Below are 15,595 nucleotides of genomic sequence, written 5' to 3'. Positions count from 1 at the left end.
TCGCCGCCCTGCCGCCGACGACCCGCGCTCTGGCCGTCCTGGACCGGACGAAGGAGCCCGGCAGCGCCGGCGAGCCGCTGCTCCTCGACGTCCTGGCGGCCCTCGACGCCGACGCGTCGAGCGCGCATCCCCGGCTCGCCAACCGGCCGCGGGTGACGGGCGGCCGCTACGGCCTGTCTTCCAAGGAATTCACCCCCGCGATGGTGAAGGGAGTCCTCGAGGAGCTGTCCGCGCCCTCTCCCCGCTCCCGGATCACGGTCGGGATCCGTGACGACGTCGGCATGACGAGCGTGGAGGCCGACCCCTCGTTCTCGACGGAGTCCCCCGAGACGTTCCGCGCGGTGTTCTACGGCCTCGGCTCGGACGGCACGGTGAGCGCGAACAAGAACTCGATCAAGATCATCGGTGAGCTCACTTCGTTCTACGCGCAGGGCTACTTCGTCTACGACTCGAAGAAAGCCGGATCGATGACGGTGTCGCATCTGAGGTTCGGGCCGCGTCCCATCCGATCGACCTACCTCATCCGGAGCGCGAACTTCGTTGCCTGCCACCAGTTCGGGTTCCTGGAGCGCATGAACGTCCTCGAGCTGGCCCAACCCGGAGCCACCTTCCTGCTCAACAGTCCCTACGGCCCGGACGAGGTCTGGAACCGGTTGCCGGCGTCCATCCAGCGGGAGATCCTCGACAAGAAGCTGCGGCTGTTCGTGATCGACGCCTACCGGGTGGCCCGGGAAGCCGGGCTCGGCCGTCGCATCAACACGATCATGCAGACCTGCTTCTTCGCGATCAGCGGGATCCTGCCGAAGGAGCGGGCCATCGAAGCCATCAAGGCCTCGATCGAGAAGACCTACGGGAGAGCGGGCGACCTGGTGGTGCAGCGCAACTTCGCCGCCGTCGATGCGGCGCTGGCGCACCTCCACGAGGTCGACGTCAGCGGGCGGCAGGTCGATGGGCCGCCGCAGCGCGCGCCCGTGCCGCCGGAGGCCCCCGAGTTCGTCCGCCGGGTGACCGCCAAGATCATCGCCGGCAAGGGGGACGAGTTGCCCGTGAGCGCGCTGCCACCGGACGGCACCTATCCGAGCGGCACCTCCCGATGGGAGAAGCGGGCGATCGCCCTCGAGGTCCCGGTGTGGGACGAGAAGCTCTGCATTCAGTGCGGCAAGTGCGTGCTCGTCTGCCCCCACGCGGTGATTCGCGGCAAGGTCTACGACGCCTCGCTCCTCGACGGGGCCCCCGCCGGATTCAAGTCGGCGCCGGCGCGGTGGCGGCAGTTCGACGGTAAGCGGTACACGCTTCAGGTCTCGGTCGACGACTGCACCGGCTGCCGGTTGTGCGTCGAGGTCTGCCCGGTGCGGGACAAGTCGGAAACGCGGCGGCGTGCGATCAACATGGAGCCGGTGGAACCGATCCGGGAGCGGGAGCGCGAGAACTGGCGTTTCTTCGACGAGATCCCCGCCCCCGAGCGGCAATCGGTGGCGGCCGACAAGGTGAAGGACGTCCAGCTCCTCGAGCCGCTCTTCGAGTTCTCGGGAGCCTGCGCCGGCTGCGGCGAGACGCCGTACCTCAAGCTGATGACCCAGCTGTTCGGCGACCGTGCGCTCGTCGCCAACGCCACCGGTTGCTCCTCGATCTACGGGGGTAACCTGCCGACCACTCCGTGGTCGGTGGATCGTTCCGGGCGCGGGCCGGCGTGGTCGAACTCCCTGTTCGAGGACAACGCGGAGTTCGGGCTCGGGATGCGCCTCGCCGTGGACCATCAGGCCCGCTACGCGAGGGAGCTGCTTCGCCGGCTCCGCGGGCGCATCGGCGAGCGGCTCGTCGCCGAGCTTCTCGAAGCCGATCAGTCGACGGAAGCCGGCATCGCCGCCCAGCGAGAGAGAGTCGCCGAACTGAAGCGGCTGCTCGCCGGCGACCACAGCCCGGACGCCCGCGATCTCCTGGCGGTCGCCGACGCGCTGGTCGCCCGGAGTGTCTGGATCGTCGGCGGAGACGGCTGGGCCTACGACATCGGCTACGGGGGCCTCGACCACGTTCTGGCCTCGGGCGAGAACGTCAACATCCTCGTGCTCGACACCGAGGTGTACTCGAACACCGGAGGCCAGATGTCGAAGGCCACTCCCCGCGCCGCCGTCGCGAAGTTCGCCGCGGCCGGGAAGCCGACGCCGAAGAAGGACCTGGCGCGCATGGCCATCGCGTACGGCAACGTGTACGTCGCCCAGGTGGCGATGGGAGCCTCCGACACCCAGACGTTGCGGGCCTTCCTCGAGGCGGAGAGCTATCCCGGACCGTCGCTCATCGTCGCCTACTGCCACTGCATCGCCCACGGCTACGATCTCGCGCACGGCATGGATCAGCAGAAAGCCGCCGTCTCCTGCGGGTACTGGCCACTGTTCCGGTACGACCCGCGTCGCGAGGCGGAGGGCAAGAACCCGTTCCAGCTCGACTCGAAGCCTCCCAGGATGAAGCTCGACGAGTACGCTCTCAACGAGACGCGGTACACGATCCTCGCCAAGGCGAAACCGGAGGCCGCCAGGGAGCTGCTGGAGCTGGCGCGGCGCGACGTGCAGCGGCGCTGGGCCGCCTACCGCAGGATGGCCGAGGCGTCCGATGCCGAAGAGCTGCGGCGCATGCAGGAAACGACCCATGATTGACCTGTCCACCGAGTATCTGGGGCTCCGGCTCAGGACGCCGGTGGTCCCCTCGCCCTCCCCCCTGTGCGAGTCGCTCGACAACCTGCGCCGGATGGAGGACGCCGGCGCCGGCGCCGTCGTGCTCCATTCGCTGTTCGAAGAACAGATCAACATCGAATCGCACGACCTCGACACCTACCTCTCGCACGGGACGGAAAGCTACGCCGAAGCGGTGTCCTACTTCCCCGACATGGGTGCCTACAACACCGGCCCGGAGGGCTACCTGGAGCACGTCCGCCGGGCGAAGGAGGCTCTCGGCATCCCGGTCATCGGAAGCCTCAACGGCGTGTCGACGGGCGGCTGGATCCGCTACGCGAAGAAGATCGCCGAGGCGGGCGCCGACGCCCTCGAGTTGAACGTCTACTTCCTGCCCACGGACAGCCAGATGACGTCGACGGACGTCGAGGCGATGTACATCAACCTGGTCCGCGACCTCACCGCCGGGCTGGAGATCCCGGTAGCGGTGAAGATCAGCCCCTTTTTCAGCGCGCCGGTTCACTTCGCCCGGGAAGCGGTGGCGGCCGGTGCCCGCGGCCTCGTTCTCTTCAACCGGTTCTACCAGCCCGACCTGGACATCGAGGCGCTCGAGGTGAAGCCCGATCTCGATCTGAGCCGCCCGGAAACGCTCAGACTGCGCCTGCGTTGGGTGGCGATCATGCACGGTCGCGTCGACGCCGATCTCGCCGTGACCGGCGGCGTCCATTCCGGTGCCGACGTGATCAAGTGCATGATGGCCGGCGCCAAGGTCGCGATGACCGCTTCGGCGCTGCTGATTCACGGCGTCCGCCACATCGCGACCATGCTCGACGAGGTCCGCGCCTTCATGGAAGAAAAGGAGTACGAGTCGATCGCTCAGATGCAGGGGAGCATGAGCCAGCGCGCGGTGGCGGAGCCGGCGGCCTTCGAGCGCGCGAACTACATGAAGGTCCTTCGCTCGTTCGCCCTGCGCTCCGGCGGCGGGCCGGCCTGAACTCAGCCCGCCCGCGGAGCCGGGGCTTCCGGATGCAGGTCGAGCTGAGCGGCCAGCGCATCCAGTGATCTCCCGGAGGCCGGGAGGAGCGACAGCGCCAGCAGCGGGTCACGCCGGACGAATGCCGGTGCTCCGTCTCCGCTGCGCCAGCCGCCCTCGAGACCGAACAGCCGCCGCCATTCGCGCTTGCGCTCCGCGTCGTACTCGCTCAGGAGCTCCGGTCCGCCGGAACCCCGGAGGATCTTCGCCAGCCGCGCGGCGAGATCTCCCGCTTCCCGCAGCCCGACGTTCATGCTGCGCAGCCCGACGGGGCCCGCCAGGTGCGCCGCGTCGCCCGCGAGCCAGGCCGCCTCGCGCCCGAAGCCTGCGGCGAGACGCTCCTCGAACCGGATCGCCACCGACCAGACGACCTCCCGCACGCGCCCGGTGTACCAGGGGGCTCGCTCGTCGATCAGCCTGTCCAGCCGGTCCTGATCGAGGGCCGGGAAGACCCACCGCCCCAGCTGGCTGAGTCGGCTCTTGATCCGATCGGCGCGAATCTCCGGGCTGTCCTCGATCTGGAAGCTCCACCGCGCTCGCCCGCCCGGCAGCGGCCACAGGACGCTGATCCCGCGTTCGTCGAGGACGACCCGGGCCTCGTGGTCGAGATCCCCGTCCGCCTCGAACTCGAACACCGCGAACAGCGACGGCGGGCGCAGTTTCGGGAAGTCGATCTTCAGCCGGCGCCGAACGAACGAGGCGTGGCCGTCGGCGCCGACGATGAAATCCGCCTGGAACGGGATGACCTTCTCGACGATCCGCTCATGGTGAGCGATGGGATAGCCCACCGTCTCCTCGTCCCACCGATGGAGCTCGGCGGCCACCGGCCTCGTCACTTCCGACAGGTCGGCCAGACGGTGCCGCCAGCGAACCTCCACCCCCCTCTTCTTGAGCCAAGCCTCGAGCGCGCTTTCCAGTGCGCTCTGCGGCAGGATCGTCAGGAAGGGGAACGGACCGTCCACGGCCGCGTAGTCGACCTCGGCGACGCGTTCCTGACGATCGTAGAAGGCCAACCGCCGCACCTCGTAGCCGGCGCTCCTGAGCGGCTCGGCGAGACCGATGGTCTCCAGAAGAGCCATCGCGTCGGGGTGCAACCCCAGCGCGTAGCTCATCCCGGTCCCGCGCCACTCCGCGTCGACGATCGCCACGTCGATGCCGCGCTCGACGAGGGAGGCCGCTGCGAACAGCCCCACCGGACCGGCACCGACCACGAGAACTTCCGCCCTGCCCTTGTCGAACATCCGAACCCCCGTTTCCAGGGCGGAGCGGCGGGTGATGGACGGCGAATTCCGTTCGGCATTTTACCCCGGAGTGCGCCGCGCCTTCCGGCCGCGTCCGGCCTGGCAGCGATCCCTGCGCGGTGCTCCCGTTCCTTCGGAGCGGTCGTGCGGAATTCGCGCCCCCGCGGTTCCCGAGAGGCCCTGCCTCCCCGGTGCGGCGTCTGGAAACCGCGTCGCCGAGGCGGACGTCCCGTACCCGCCTGACGTCCGTTCGGCGTTTCACCGGCTCCTGGTGCCGCCGCAGCTGCGGCTCCTCCGCCTTCGGCCCTGACGGCCGCTGCCGCATTCCCGGATCCGCCTTCGCCCTGTTCGATCCCCCCAGCGGGGGCGGGAGCGAGCGCCGGGCCGCCTGCACCCTCGGCGTCCTCACGGGCGCCCTCCGCCACCTGCCGTACCGATCCCACCCGCCGGTGCCTGCCGATCCAGGGGGAGTTTCCCGACCGGCTTCCCCCGGACGGGGCGGACCGGTTCGAGCCGGGCGCGTCGCTTACATTCCCCCGCCAGCCGGCACGAGCCGCGGCGATCGGCATGCCGACCCGGCCGGGGCGGAAGCGTTCGCGGGCGTGGCCTCGCTGGGGCGGCCGGTGCGGAGGGGACGCCGGCTCCGCCGCCTGGACACCGGCGCTTGCGGAAAAGGAGCGCGTCAGAGGTACCGCATGGCCACCCCGCACGCCGCCAGGGTGGCACCCGCCATGACGTGGGCGTACCGCTCGAGGGGTCCCAGGGGCAGGCGGCGGATTCCCGCGAAGCCCGCCCCCACGGTGGCCGCCATCGTCCCCAGCGTGGCCGCACCGAACACGAGGGTGACCAGCACCACGCCCCGCGCGCTGTGCTCCGCCGCGGGGTACATCAGAAGCGGGATCAGCGGTTCGCAGGGACCGAACACGAACACCGTGAAGAGGATCCACGGCGTCAGCGAGGCCCCTTCGCGATCGCCCTCGGCGTGCACGTGCGCGTGCTCCCCCTCGTGGCGGTGCACGTGCCGGTGACAGGTCCCGTCGGCGTGGGTGTGCCAGTGAGCGTGGGGCCTCCCGCGCACCGCCCGGCGCCAGCCCCACGCCGCGTAAGCGAGCCCGAAACCGATCATGGTCCACGACGCGACCGTTCCGCGCAGGCTCTCGAGTGCGGTCAAGCCCGCGACGGCCAGCCCGAGAGCCACGCCGACGGCGCCGAGCAGCACCGAGCTGCCCACATGCCCGACCCCGCACGCCAGGGTCACCGCGAGCGTGCGCCGCAGGCTCCAGCCCCGGACGCGCGCCATCACCACGAACGGGACGTAGTGATCCGGTCCCATCAGGGTGTGGATCACCCCCACGGCCGCGGCGGTGACGGTCAACATCGCGAGCGGGGATCCGGTCACTCCTTCGTCCTCCCCCTACACGGCCCAGCCCGCACCGCCCTTCCCGGAGCGCGCCGCCATCCCGCCGAGCGGCGCGGCGCGGCTTTCCCCGCCCCGTGTAGAATCGGCAGCCGCGTCACGGGGAAGCGAACGGGGCCTGGTGGCCCTCCCGGTCTTCAAAACCGGTCGCCCCGGCGGTCGCCCCGCCGGGGGGTGGGTTCGATTCCCACGCGCTTCCGCCACTTCGCTCACCGCCGCCCTCAGCCCGGCAGGGACCCGGGACCGCCCCTCGTCTCACCGGCGCCGATCCCCTCCGCCGGCTTCCGGAACAGGGCCACACCGGCCATGCCGAACAGAGCTCCGACGAGCGAGGAGATCACGGCACTGGTGACGAACCGAACGAGGAACAGGAGTGCCAGTCCCGCGCCGGTCTTCTGGAGCCGGCCGAAGGTCTCGAACAGCGACGCCAGCCCGGGATGCATACCGGGGACCGGCGCGATCGGCTCGGCCGGCATCCATTGGAACGACACCGCGAGAAGCTGGAGCGCGCCCAGCAGGATGGCGTCGATCGCGCCGGCGAGAAGACCGGCGAGCAGGCCGGGGAGGAGGCCTTCCGTGGCGTCGGGGAAGTGCCCGGCCCCGGCGGCGGCCCGAGCGTACAGCGCTCCGGCGATCAGGCCGGCGAAAAGGGCCTGAACGCAACAGCAGGGAACACAGCATGGCGGGAGGAACCCGAGAGCGGCCCCGATCAGCCCGCCCAGCAAAACCGGCGTCGTCCTGTCCACCACCGGAACCGACATCGAAGGACTCCCCGCGGCCCTGTCTTCCACCCCCGCCATCCTAGTCGAGAAGGGTCCGGGCCCGAAAGGGGAGGAGCGCCGGGCGGTCGGCGCCGTCGCACGGACGGCGGTTGCGGCTTCGCCGGGCGCGCCGCACCTTGGACGACGTGACCGGCCTGTCCGCCTTGCTGCGGCGCCCCTGGCCGCCGCCCCTGGCGATCACGGTGCTCCTCGCCGGGATCGGAGGGGCCAGCCTGCTCCGCTCCTTCCACGATGGAACTCCTCGCCTCCTCCCGGGACCCGCGGGGAGCCTCCTCGGCTGGACGGTCTTCGCGATGGCCGCGGGCGCCGCGGCGGCATGGGTCACCGGCGCGGATCGGCTCGAGCCGCCCGAGCGGCGAGGTGCACGCCTGACCCTCGGGAAGCTGCTGCCGTTCCTCCTGCTGCTCTTCCTGGAGAAGTGGATCACCGAAGAGCTGCTCGACGGGGCGTACGGCTGGATCGGGCGCCGCTTCCACGACCCGCGCGCTGCGGACGCCGCCTATCGCCTTTGGACCGGTCTCGCGCTCGCGGGCGTCGGCCTTGCCGGCGCGCTCCTCCTGCGGCCGATCCGGCCGCGTCTCGCACGGCTCCTCGAACCGATTCGCCTCGGAAGTGCGCTGGCGCTTCTCGGCGGGTCGCTCGCCGCTCTGATCGCGCTGCCCGCGGCCGTGGGAGCGCTCGAGGGAGGTCTCCACTGGACGCGGCCGGCGGCCGCCGGTGCGCTCCTATGGCTGGTCGCCTCTTCCCAGCTCGTTCGTGGCATCGCGGAAGAGCTCTACTACCGGGGGTTGATCCAGACGGCGCTGGCGCGCCTTCTCGCCGAATCGGGTCTCGGAGAGGGGCGCCCGGCGAGGACGATCGCGATCGGCGCCGTCTCGGTGGGCTTCGCCGTCGAGCACATCGACCCGTCGGCGGATCTCCGTGGCGCCGTGCCGTCGTTGCTCTTCGTGCTGGTGTTCGGGGCGCTGCTCGGGGTCTTGCTCGAGACTTCGCGCAATCTCTACCTGGTGATGCTCGTGCACACCGTCGTGAACTGGGCAGTCGCTGGAATCCTGCCGGCTCCCGCCGACCAGGCGGGAGGGCCGCTGCTCCCGCCGGTGCCCTTCGTGCTGCTTCTCGTGACGTTCGTGTTCGGCGGCGTGGTGGCGTCGCACCGGCGACGCGGGTTCGCTTGAAGCGGTCCCGCCGGGTGTCAGCCGTCGATCACGATGCGGTCGCCGTCGACGTGAATCGTCGCGCCGGCCTCTCGAAGCGTGGCGACCGCCGCAGCGAGGTCTCCTTCCTCCTCCGCACCCTCCAGCTCCCGCATCCGTTCGCGCGGCAGGCTGAGCCCGGGAACGACGACGGCGGCGCGCCAGCCTCGGGGACCGTCGAGCGCTTCCAGACGGCAAACGGCACCGGGTGGTGCCGCGCGCGCCGCCTCGGCCACGATCGCGCCGAGAGCGATGACGAGAGCGGCGGCCACGGGCGGATCCACCCGCGGGCCGGTCCCGCCGGCGACGAGACCTCCCGACTCCTCCCGCGGGCCCGACCAGAGACGGGCGGCCACGGAGAGCGCATCGATCAGGGGAATGGCGCCTTCCTCGCACCCCGGACGCAGCCCTCGCCACGCGAGCACCCGCTGGAAGTCGGCCACCAGGACGCTCGCCCGCTGCCCCGCCGCGAGCACCTCTTCGAGGGCGGAGCGGAACCGCTCCGGCCGATCGAGCATCAAGGCCAGTTCCGCCTTGCCGTTGATGCGGGCGAGGCAGTTGTTCATGTCGTGAGCGATCCGCGCCAGCAGGCGTCCGAAGGCGGAACCGCTTCTTTGGGCGGCCTTTGTCGGCAGGGCGACGGTCATCGGCGCGGAGATCAGTTGAAGCAGGCGTGACGGGCCATCGCCCGCACGATCCGGCGCGGGTCCAGCGGGACCGCCTCGATCCGCCTCCCGCCGCAGACGAGGGCGACCCGTTCCGCCCGCTCGTCCATCGCCTCGGCGACGAGTTGCGCCGCCAGCGTGGAGGCGAAGGCCTGCAGTCGCTCCCGGTCCACCGCCTCGAGGCGCGGCTCGAGGTCGTGGAACGTGGTTCGCGAGTCGGTGTCCCGGCGGTCGGTGGTCGATTCCAGCACGGTGGTGCCCATGATTCCCCCTGCCGCTCAGCGTCGAGCGGCCTCTTCTTGCTCGTCCAACAGCTCGGAGAGGAAACGATCCGTCTCCCAGTCGATCGCACCCACGAGAACGGTCCCGTCGGGACGCACGCCCGCGCACGCGAACGGCGCCGGGTCGGCGGCGACGCTGGGAGCGTCGTCCTCGTCCTCGATGAAGAAATCGATCAACTTCTCGCCAGGGCGGGAGAGGAGCAGCCACAGGTTCTCGCCGGTTTCCCAGGCGACGTCGCCGCCGACGACGAAGGCGTCGACCGGACGGAGGGCATGGGGGCTCCCCTCGCGCCGTGCGGTGATCTGGGGTCCGGTGTGGGCTCGTTCCATCGTCTCCCCCGATTTCGTTTCCGTTCGGGCGCTCCCTTCCGAGCAACGGGCGTGCCAGAGGGAGCGTCCGCCGGGACCGATCCTCTCTTCGGCCGCGCAGGACCGATCCTTAGCGGCGTCGGGGGCCCCGAGGCCTCGCCCGGCACCGTCGCGGCGCGCTCCGAAAGTGTCCGCTGGGGGACGCTGGGGCCCGGAGGTCCTCGCGTTCCGGCGCGGCTCCCGCCGGGGGCTGGTGCCGGCGGTGTGCGACCCTCGGCGTCGAGCGCTCCCGGTCCGTCATCCCGCCGGGGAGACCGCCGGGGCCGACCGTGCCATCGGCGGAAGTCCGCTCCGCACAGCGGTTTTCCGGCGACCGGCGGAGCCGGCCCGGCCAGCGGACGCCGGTGGGCGCACCGGGAGCCCTCGACGATCGGCGGTTCGCCGGGTGCCTGACGTTCCCGTTGTCGGGGAGTTCCCTCTCCCGTCCGGACGGCGCTCCGGCGGCCCGGAGCCCGGCGCGGGAGGTGACACTCCACGTCAGCCGGAGCGCGCTGAGGCGCCGCCTTTTGTCCGCGGGCGGACAGTGCCCGCGCCCGGCCACACTCTCGTCGCGATCCGGGAGCCGGCCTTCGCGCTGCCGGCGGGCAGCGGCACGGCCGGCCCGCTGGCCGGTCGTCCCGGCGCCGGCGGTCCCGCGGGCCGACTGCGCGTCAGAGGTGGGCCGCCCCAGCGTTGGCCCCGGGAGGCGCGGCCGGCGGCATCTCGGTACACCGAGAGGCTGCCGGTCGCCGCCCTAGCGGGTGCCCGTCCCGCGGCTCTGGCCCCGGCCGTCCCGCGCGATGGCGAGCGATCCGCCGCCGGGCCGGATGCCGGCGCGCGCCGCCGCGGACGCCGCTCGCCCCGCCTCCGGCGGTCGCTGACCGCTTCTGCTCAAGGCCCCCCGGCGGGAGGCTTCGTCCCCGGGACGCCCTTTCCCGGCGTTCGCGCCTCCGCTCCGCCGGCCGAGCCGTCCCGGCCGATCCCGTACCGCTGCAGGCGCCGGTACAGGTTTCCCCGGGGGATCCCGAGCAGGCGCGCCGCCTTCAGCTTGTTGCCGCCGCACAGCTTGAGCACGCGCTCGATGTGCTCCCGCTCCAACTCCTCCAGCGTCGGGATCCGGTTCTCGACGGCGGGCGGATCGAGCGGCAGGTCGCGGGCGCGGATCAAGGGGCCGTCGCACAGCAGCGCGGCACGTTCGATCACGTGCTCGAGTTCCCGGACGTTGCCGGGCCAGTCGTACGCCATCAGGCGCTCGACCGCCCGGGGGCTCAACCGGACGGCCCGTCCGGTCCGCCGCGCGATACGGTCGCACAGCACACCCACCATCAGGGGGATGTCCTCGCGGTGCTCGCGAAGGGGCGGCAGCCTCACGACGACGGTCGCCAGGCGGAAATAAAGATCGGACCGGAAACGTCCCGCCTCGATCTCGGCGTCCAGGTCGGCGTTCGTCGCGGCGATGACGCGCACGTCGACCTTGACGTCCTCGACGCCGCCGAGAGGACGCACGCAGTGCTCCTGGAGGACCCGGAGGAGCTTGACCTGCAACGCCGGAGGCGCGGTTCCCAGCTCGTCCAGGAAGAGCGTCCCGCCGTCCGCCGCCGCGATCAGGCCGCGCTTGTCGCGATCGGCCCCGGTGAAGGCGCCCCGACGATGGCCGAACAGCTCGCTTTCGAGCAGATCGCGCGGCAGGGCCCCGCAGTGCACCGGCACGAACGGGCCGCCGCGACGCTTCGAACGCTCGTGGATCGCCCGCGCCGCCACTTCCTTCCCGGTGCCCGATTCGCCGAGAAGGAGCACGGTGCTGTCGCTCTCCGCCGCCTTCTCGAGCACCCGGTAAAGCGCCTGCATCGGCGCCGAGGAGCCGACCAGATCGCCGAATCCGTCGCGTTCGCCCCGCGAAAGTCTCGCCAGGTCCCGTTCCAGCCTCCGCTTCTCGAGAGCCTTGCTGATCACCAGCTCCAATCGGGTCCGGTCGAGTGGCTTGGTGATGAAGTCGTAGGCGCCCCGGCGGATGGCGCGAACGGCATCCTCGACGCCGCCGCGGCCCGTCATGATGATCACCTCGACATCGAGTCCGTCCGCCTTCACCTGCTCGAGCAGATCGATCCCCGTCCCGTCCGCCAGCATCAGGTCGGTGAGGACGACGTCGTAGGGCCGCGCGTGAACCCTCGCCGCCGCCTGCGCGAGGCTGCCCACGTCGTCGACTTCGTGCCCGAGAGCCTTGAGCCGGTGCGCGGTGACCTCGCGCACGCCGCGCTCGTCGTCGACGATCAGGACCCTGCCCGGGTCGGCGCGTCCCGGAGCCTCCGGCGTTCCGTCAGTCGTCATGCGCCCGGCGTGCGCGCGTGATGATCTCGGAGATCCGCCCGCAGTTGTCGAGAATCTCGCCCAGCCGATCGCGCACCTCGCGCGGGAGGTCGGGCCGCTGGACGAGCAGCATCTCCGCGGTGCCGAGTATCGCCGTCAGCGGCCCCGCGAGCTCGTGGCGCAGAGCGGCACAGGCGCGCGCCGCCGCCCTGCGGGACGAAGTCTCCTCCGTCTCGATCACGACGAGACCGTACCGGGGTCCCTCCCCCGCGTCGATCGCCTGGACCCGAACCGGCGCCTCGCGGCCGTCGCGAAGACGTACCGTAGCGGGCGGGTCGCCGCCCGCCACCGCGTTCCCGACCGCGCGGGCGTCTTCTTCAGGGAGAACCTCGGCGAGTCGCTCCGGCGCATCGTGTCCGCACCGGGCGGCGAGTGCGCCGAAGAGAGCGTTCCCTCCCAGGAGCTTTCCCTCCTCGGTCACCGCGGCGGCGGGCCGTTCGATCAGATCCAACAGAGCCACCAGGTGGGCCGACCGCCCCCCGTCTCCCCTCTCGCCTTCCGTCATGAACGCACCCCATGCCCCCCTGCGGGCGTGGGGCGGATTGTACGGAAAGCGCGGGGAACGCGTCAACGAGACGGCGGTGACTCGGCGTCGGCGTACCGGAGGGGCGGGCCGTCCCGGCCGCCGTAGCGGGCACCTTCGAGCAGCGACCTCCGCGCCCGCAGCTCCTCCGCGTACTCCTGGTTCGCGAGCGAGCGGAACAGGCGCTCGAGCACGAAGAGCACCGTGCCGCGCGCATCGCCGGGCGGGTCCAGCGCGGGCTCGATCGTGGTGCGGTCGAGCACCCTCGCGGCGGCCTCCGATTCGCCGAGGCGGGCGAGGATCATGCCCGCCCACAGGCCGCCCGCGACCCGTTGCCAAGGGTCGCCGGCGAGGCGCTGGCTTCGTGCCCGCGCGAGAGCCGGCGCGAGAAGGCCGTGGAGGCGCGCGGGGTTCGGGGCCGCCAGCGTCCGTTCCGCCTTCAGCTCGACCACCTTGGGCTCCCGCCCGAGGCCGAACGACAGTGCGACCCGTTGTCCGGGCGCCAAGACGGCCCGGAGCCGGGCGAGATCTTCGGCAGAGCCGACCGGCCGGCCGTCGATCGCGGTCAGCACCATTCCGGGCGCGACGCCGGCGGCTTCGGCGGGACCACCCGGCTGCACCGCGGCCACCACCGGGGGACCGAAGCGGCGCTCCACCAGGTCGAAACCCAGGTAGGTTCGCTGCGCCGGGAGGCTCACCGCGAACACCCCGAGGGTCGCGGTTTCGGCTGCCGGATCGTCGGGCCGCCAGCCGGTCGCCTCGATGATCCCCGGGTCCGGAACCACCAGGGCCAGCCAGACGGTGGGCCGCACCATGTCGCGGCCGTCGATCCAGGCGGCGACGAGGTCGGCCTCGGGCGCCGCCTTTCTCGCGAGACGTGCGAGCGCCGGATCCCGATCGATCAGCTTCCGCGGGAAGTCGGGGACGTCTCCGCGGTGCATCCTCTCGCCCAGCGCCCGCCTCAATTCCTCCGAGGCGCCGGGCTCCAGCACGTTCCACCCCCGATCGTGGATGGCCTCCCGGAAGCGGGCCGCCTCTCCCACCAGCGCCACCGTCGGTCGGGGACCCGGCGAGAGCTTCACCGTCTGCCCGTTGCGAACCTCCACGCGCTCCACGTACACGCGACGGCCCCCGAGCGTGAGGGAGACTTCGTGGCTTCCCGGACAGACGTCGACGGGACCCCGCTGGACGGGCCGCCCGTCCACCGCCAGCACGCCTTCGGGCCGTTCCCAGTCCAGCTCGAGGACGGCGCGGGCGCGGGTGAGGCGAATCGTCCCCAGATCGAGCGGATCGGGGATCAGCTCGGCGACGTCGACCCGCTGCTCGTACCGCTCGTGGCAGTCGGCCTCCAGGACGAGCACATGGCGACCGGGCTCCACTCCGGTGATGACGAACGGTCTCGACCCGGCATCGGCGGCGCCCTCCGTCCGGCCGACTTCGCGGCCGTCGAAGAGCACGCGCGCGCCGGCGGGAACGGTGGCGAACGTGACGTCCCGCGCCACCTGGCGGAGGTGGCCCAGCACGCTCTGCACCTGGCCGGCCGCGACGTTGACATCCTCCACTTTCTCGTCGAGGAAGTTGCGCCGCCGCAACGTGAGGGTGTGCCGCCCCGCGGGAACGAGGAAGCGGCCGGGTCGGTCGGGATCGGCCGGCGTCGCGGCGATCCCGTCCACGAGCACCTCGGTGCAGGGGGCCGGGTGGCATTCCACTTCGATCGTTCCGATCAGGTCACGGCGACGCGACGCGACGAGCTCGGCGAGCTTCGGGCCGGCGGTCGCCGGATCGACCGCGAAGGCGGGATCGAGCGCGAGCGCCCGGTCGATCGCCTCGCGCGCTCCCTCCTCGTCGCCGAGGCCGTAGCGCGCATGGACCAGGACATCCCAGGCTTCGACCAGAAGCCGGCGCACCTCCGGCGCGGTGGCGTCCTCGCCTTCCAGCAGCGAGAGGGCGGCTTCGGCGTTCGCCTTGGCCTCGTCGAACTTCACGTCGAGAAAGGCGGCCCGCGCCTTCTCGACGAGTTCGCGGGCCTCGTCCGTGGGAGCGGCAGCCGGAACCGCTCCCGGCGCGAAGGCCGCCAGGAGCAGGGCCCACCCGAAGACCGCCTTCACTGGAACCACTGAAGACCTCTCCTCCGCGTCTCGTGGACGGCGATCCTCCCGCTCCGATCCACGGCGAGGCAGGCGGCGCGCGCGAGGCTGTGTTCCCCTTCCGCGGGCAGGGGCAGGCGGGCGATCACCTCTCCACGGGGCGAGAGCAGCAGGACCTGGGGCGCCCGCGCGTCGAGAACGTAGATGTCGCCGAGCTCGTCCCGGTCGATGTCGACCGGATCCCGTGCGAGGTTGCCCAGGCTGATCCGAAGCGCCGACTTCCCGTCGGCGGCCACGGCGACGATCATGGGAGTCTTGGCTTCGAGAAGGATCACCGCCCCGCCGTCGGGCGAGCCGATCACGCGGACGGGGTCGGACCGCGACGGCAGGGCGGCCCGGGCGACGACACCGGCCCCGGCCTCGACCCGCAACACGGCATGTTGCCGGCGATCGACGACCCAAACCGCGCCGGGCGCGACCGGTGCCAGGGCCACGGGGTCGCTGCGATCGGGCAGCGGGAACGACACCCCTCCCGGAGCCCGCACCCCGGCGTCGCCCGCCGTCCACAGCCGGCCCCAGGCATCGACCGCGACCGCTGCGATCCCCGGCGCCTCGACGGAGCGCTGGCCGCCATCCGGCTCGATCGCGAGCACCTGGCCGCTCCGGGGCAGGGCGGCATACAGGCGGCCGTCGTCGTCGGCCGCGAGGTCGGCCGCCCGCTCGGGGAGGGTCAGCCATCCGGCCGGCCGGTAGAGGGGTTCGCTCCGCTGCGTGCCGAACCGGATCCGGTCGACCAGTGTGGCCAAGTCCAGCGCGGCGGCCGCGACCCGCGTTCCGCGGTCGAGACGCCGGGCGCGCCCCAGCTCCACCAGGGCTTCCTCCGCGCGGCCCTCCGCCAAGGCGACGCGCGCGAGCGTCAGGGCCGCGCCCGCGGCACGGGGGTCGTCCGGCCAGTCGGCGCGGAGGCGGAAGGCGAGCTTCCCGGCCAGCGC

At 72.0% G+C, this 15,595-nt stretch carries 13 protein-coding genes and 1 pseudogene; 4 read left to right on the top strand and 10 right to left on the bottom strand.

From position 1 onward, the window contains the following. Together nifJ and D6718_04095 are read left to right on the top strand one after the other, a co-directional pair. Positions 1 to 2,651 (top strand): pyruvate:ferredoxin (flavodoxin) oxidoreductase (gene nifJ / locus D6718_04100; GenBank protein ID RMG47304.1); only part of this gene is annotated, 2,651 nt, incomplete at its 5' end. Then, entirely contained in the window at positions 2,644 to 3,660 is a 1,017-nt protein-coding gene (locus D6718_04095) for a dihydroorotate dehydrogenase-like protein (protein ID RMG47303.1), read from the top strand. The genes nifJ and D6718_04095, both read left to right, overlap by 8 nt. A 2-nt stretch (positions 3,661 to 3,662) precedes the next feature. Here D6718_04095 and D6718_04090 read toward each other — a convergent pair whose 3' ends face one another. Continuing rightward, the gene (locus tag D6718_04090) at positions 3,663 to 4,940 is read right to left on the bottom strand and encodes an FAD-dependent monooxygenase (GenBank protein RMG47302.1); all 1,278 of its coding nucleotides are present in this window, start codon (positions 4,938 to 4,940) and stop codon (positions 3,663 to 3,665) included. A 34-nt stretch (positions 4,941 to 4,974) separates the two neighbouring features. Between D6718_04090 and D6718_04085 the strand changes: the two genes are divergently transcribed. Further along, the gene (locus D6718_04085; GenBank protein ID RMG47301.1) at positions 4,975 to 5,250 is read left to right on the top strand and encodes a hypothetical protein; all 276 of its coding nucleotides are present in this window, start codon (positions 4,975 to 4,977) and stop codon (positions 5,248 to 5,250) included. A gap of 372 nt (positions 5,251 to 5,622) precedes the next feature. Here D6718_04085 and D6718_04080 read toward each other — a convergent pair whose 3' ends face one another. Both D6718_04080 and D6718_04075 read right to left on the bottom strand, forming a co-directional pair. Next, complete coding sequence (locus tag D6718_04080) at positions 5,623 to 6,318, bottom strand: hypothetical protein (protein RMG47307.1); 696 nt, start codon at positions 6,316 to 6,318, stop codon at positions 5,623 to 5,625. Between the two features lie 260 nt (positions 6,319 to 6,578). Beyond that, positions 6,579 to 7,118, bottom strand: a complete 540-nt coding sequence (locus D6718_04075; protein ID RMG47300.1) for a hypothetical protein — start codon at positions 7,116 to 7,118, stop codon at positions 6,579 to 6,581. A 110-nt stretch (positions 7,119 to 7,228) separates the two neighbouring features. Between D6718_04075 and D6718_04070 the strand changes: the two genes are divergently transcribed. Beyond that, a complete protein-coding gene (locus tag D6718_04070; GenBank protein RMG47299.1) occupies positions 7,229 to 8,314 on the top strand; it encodes a CPBP family intramembrane metalloprotease in 1,086 nt (361 codons plus the stop codon). Positions 8,315 to 8,331: 17 nt separating this feature from the next. Here D6718_04070 and D6718_04065 read toward each other — a convergent pair whose 3' ends face one another. From D6718_04065 to D6718_04035, 7 genes and pseudogenes are all read right to left on the bottom strand, one after another. Continuing rightward, a complete protein-coding gene (locus D6718_04065; GenBank protein ID RMG47298.1) occupies positions 8,332 to 8,979 on the bottom strand; it encodes a hypothetical protein in 648 nt (215 codons plus the stop codon). A gap of 11 nt (positions 8,980 to 8,990) precedes the next feature. Further along, the gene (locus tag D6718_04060) at positions 8,991 to 9,260 is read right to left on the bottom strand and encodes a hypothetical protein (GenBank protein ID RMG47297.1); all 270 of its coding nucleotides are present in this window, start codon (positions 9,258 to 9,260) and stop codon (positions 8,991 to 8,993) included. A 15-nt stretch (positions 9,261 to 9,275) separates the two neighbouring features. Further along, entirely contained in the window at positions 9,276 to 9,608 is a 333-nt protein-coding gene (locus D6718_04055) for a hypothetical protein (protein ID RMG47296.1), read from the bottom strand. A 909-nt stretch (positions 9,609 to 10,517) separates the two neighbouring features. Then, the gene (locus tag D6718_04050; protein ID RMG47295.1) at positions 10,518 to 11,954 is read right to left on the bottom strand and encodes a sigma-54-dependent Fis family transcriptional regulator; all 1,437 of its coding nucleotides are present in this window, start codon (positions 11,952 to 11,954) and stop codon (positions 10,518 to 10,520) included. After that, positions 11,944 to 12,453 carry a hypothetical protein gene (locus D6718_04045; GenBank protein RMG47294.1) on the bottom strand — a complete coding sequence of 170 codons (510 nt, stop codon included), beginning with the start codon at positions 12,451 to 12,453 and terminating at the stop codon, positions 11,944 to 11,946. Before D6718_04045 ends, D6718_04050 begins: the two co-directional genes overlap by 11 nt. A 107-nt stretch (positions 12,454 to 12,560) precedes the next feature. Continuing rightward, positions 12,561 to 13,457 carry a PDZ domain-containing protein gene (locus tag D6718_04040; protein ID RMG47306.1) on the bottom strand — a complete coding sequence of 299 codons (897 nt, stop codon included), beginning with the start codon at positions 13,455 to 13,457 and terminating at the stop codon, positions 12,561 to 12,563. Positions 13,458 to 13,820: 363 nt separating this feature from the next. After that, positions 13,821 to 15,341, bottom strand: a pseudogene (locus tag D6718_04035) (PEGA domain-containing protein). Positions 15,342 to 15,595 lie beyond the last annotated feature (254 nt).

This window comes from Acidobacteriota bacterium, assembly GCA_003696075.1.
GTDB lineage: Bacteria > Acidobacteriota > Polarisedimenticolia > J045 > J045 > J045.
Note: the sequence above shows the minus strand (reverse complement) of the source record. Positions and strands in the feature narration are given on the sequence as shown.

Coding starts and splice junctions, on each gene's coding strand:
- D6718_04095 (RMG47303.1), top strand. CDS start 2,644: ATGATTGACCTGTCCACCGAGTATCTGGGGCTCCGGCTCAGGACGCCG.
- D6718_04090 (RMG47302.1), bottom strand. CDS start 4,940: ATGTTCGACAAGGGCAGGGCGGAAGTTCTCGTGGTCGGTGCCGGTCCG.
- D6718_04085 (RMG47301.1), top strand. CDS start 4,975: ATGGACGGCGAATTCCGTTCGGCATTTTACCCCGGAGTGCGCCGCGCC.
- D6718_04080 (RMG47307.1), bottom strand. CDS start 6,318: ATGTTGACCGTCACCGCCGCGGCCGTGGGGGTGATCCACACCCTGATG.
- D6718_04075 (RMG47300.1), bottom strand. CDS start 7,118: ATGTCGGTTCCGGTGGTGGACAGGACGACGCCGGTTTTGCTGGGCGGG.
- D6718_04065 (RMG47298.1), bottom strand. CDS start 8,979: ATGACCGTCGCCCTGCCGACAAAGGCCGCCCAAAGAAGCGGTTCCGCC.
- D6718_04060 (RMG47297.1), bottom strand. CDS start 9,260: ATGGGCACCACCGTGCTGGAATCGACCACCGACCGCCGGGACACCGAC.
- D6718_04055 (RMG47296.1), bottom strand. CDS start 9,608: ATGGAACGAGCCCACACCGGACCCCAGATCACCGCACGGCGCGAGGGG.
- D6718_04050 (RMG47295.1), bottom strand. CDS start 11,954: ATGACGACTGACGGAACGCCGGAGGCTCCGGGACGCGCCGACCCGGGC.
- D6718_04040 (RMG47306.1), bottom strand. CDS start 13,457: ATGCACCGCGGAGACGTCCCCGACTTCCCGCGGAAGCTGATCGATCGG.